This window comes from Succinivibrio sp. (assembly GCF_045124615.1).
GTDB lineage: Bacteria > Pseudomonadota > Gammaproteobacteria > Enterobacterales > Succinivibrionaceae > Succinivibrio > Succinivibrio faecicola.
This window is the reverse complement of record NZ_JBGVMC010000221.1, coordinates 1-2314: the sequence shown is the minus strand read 5'-3', so window position 1 is coordinate 2314 and position 2314 is coordinate 1. Positions and strand designations below refer to the sequence as shown.

The window sequence follows — 2314 nt, the reverse complement described above, 5'->3', positions numbered from 1 at the left end:
CTATGTTAGAAAGGAAACACAGACCTACACATCATGTGTAGACTGGGGTGTTGGTGCAACCTATACCCGTCGTGTTTATGACAAATACGTTCAGCGTCAGCTTTTTGTTGATAACGGTATTGCTTCTTACTACAATGCTTTTGGTCTTGGTATGAAGACTACTGACAGTGTTTTGTCAGATGCTGATATGTCTATTGCTAAAGCAGCATCTTCATTTTTTGATGAATTATCTACAGCAGCAAATACTCCTACCTCTTCTGCCAGCCGTAATAATGCTAAATCAAAATTAGAAAACCTTGTGCTGCGTATTAATTCAGCTACAGAATCAATGGTTGATTCTTTAAAGGATACCAATTCAAAGATTACTGATGATATCGATGATATCAACTCTTATAGTTATGCTATATGTAAGATAAATGCTCAGATCCGTTCTCTGTCTTTATCTGACAATTCTGTAAACAATGAAATCTATATGCAGATGTTGGATGAGCGCGATCGTTTAATAGGCGAACTGTCAAATCTTGCATCAGTCAATGTTAAAGAGCAGCAGGATGGATGCCTTGCTGTATACATGGATCAGGGTATGCTACTTGCTAATGGTGATACCTATGCAACTTTATCATCAGAAGCTAATCAGTTTGATAATACAAAAACTGATGTTTACATGCATTACAACGGTCTGAATGGCCCATCTAATCAGAATACAGGTAAGGTAAAACTGTCCAACAATCAGATTGGCGGTTCATTAGGTGGTTACTTAAATTCAACCGATCAGATCAGAAACAGTATGCGAGAGCTTGGAAAACTTACTGTAGCTCTTGCAGATGCTCTTAATGTCCAGAACAAGGCTGGTTTCACACTTGAAGATATTGCAGGTGATAACCTTCTTAACATTCCTTCAGTATGGGGTACATCAAATCAGAGCGGTATTAACGACAACTCAATTTTGGCAACCTTCAATGAAGGTCAGGGTTCAAAAGTTCAGGGCTATGATTTCCAGGTATCCTTTGTTGACGGTGAACTTAACGTATACAGAGTAGAGGAAGGTAAAGGCAAGGTAAATATTACCGCTGATCTTCCTGCAGGCGCTGTATCAGAAGCTGGTGGTAAGACTTATATCAATCTGTCAGAATATGGTATTACTCTGACAATGAACAAGGATCTTACAACCTTAAAGAATGATGGTACTATTTTCCTTGTTCAGCCAACAATGATGATAGGCTCTTTGGTTTCATCAAATGTATCAAAACCAGAGGATTTTGCCTTTGCATCCGCTGTAAGAACAAGAACTGCATCAGACAACTACGGTAATGCAACAATCTCATTATCAAGATGTACAAATACCGGTGCTACTTATGGTGTATCTGTTGATCCTACAACAAAGCACCCTGTATTCAATGCTGGTGCTCCAACTCAGATTCAGATTGATAATGCAGGTAATTATCTGATTAAAGATAGTGCAGGTAACCTTTTAGGTAGAGCTCCTGCTTCTTGCAACGGTGTGAATGTTCTTGCAAATGCAGTGACATATGATGCTACAGCAGGTGCCTTTACAACAACACCAATGAGGGATTATGGCTATGATGTAAGTGTTAACGGTACCGTAAAGGATAACGACAAATTCTACATCGAGATAAATACAGGTGGACAGGCAGATAATTCAAACGGTAATGCCTTAATTGCACTGCGTAACAAGACTATTGTAAGAACAACAGGTTCAGAGCAGGTTACAACCTTTAATGACGGTTATGCAAATCTTTTAGCTAAGGTTGGCTCTGATGTTTCAGCTGCAAGTGCAAACTATGAAGCAGCTGTTGCAAAACAGGAGCAGACACAGAAACTGTATGATTCAAGTGCTGGTGTAAATCTTGATGAAGAGGCAGCAAATCTTCTTATGTTCCAGCAGTCATACTCAGCTTGTTCAAAGATTATTGAAGCAAGTCAGACTGTATTTAATGCACTGTTAAATGCAATGTAATGGAGGGATTGTAAATGAGAATTTCAACTACAATGCAGTTTACCAGCTCTCTGAAATATATTCAGAATGCTAATTCAAAGGTAGACGAGAATGCTCAGAAATACAATACCGGTGAAAAGTTCCAGACTGCAGGTGAAGATCCTTCAGGAATGGCCTCAAAGGTTAAGTATGAAGGTGCTATCAGTGCATATACACAGTTTAACAAGGATGGCGGTCTTGCCAACAATACCTTATCAGAGGAAGAAACTGCTCTAGAATCAATGTGGTCTGCTTTATCAAGTATCCATTCAAGACTGATTCAGTGTGTTGATGGCTCAAACGATCAGAACAGTCTTG

Annotated in this window: 1 protein-coding gene and 1 pseudogene; both read left to right on the top strand. The window is 39.2% G+C overall.

Annotated elements, in window-relative coordinates; translation table 11 throughout:
• Positions 1 to 1978, top strand: a 1978-nt coding sequence (locus ACJML3_RS05850) for a FlgK family flagellar hook-associated protein (protein ID WP_406021445.1), incomplete at its 5' end; no start/stop codon positions are given.
• Between the two features lie 14 nt (positions 1979 to 1992).
• Positions 1993 to 2314: pseudogene (locus ACJML3_RS05845) on the top strand (flagellar hook-associated protein 3); the annotation flags it as partial.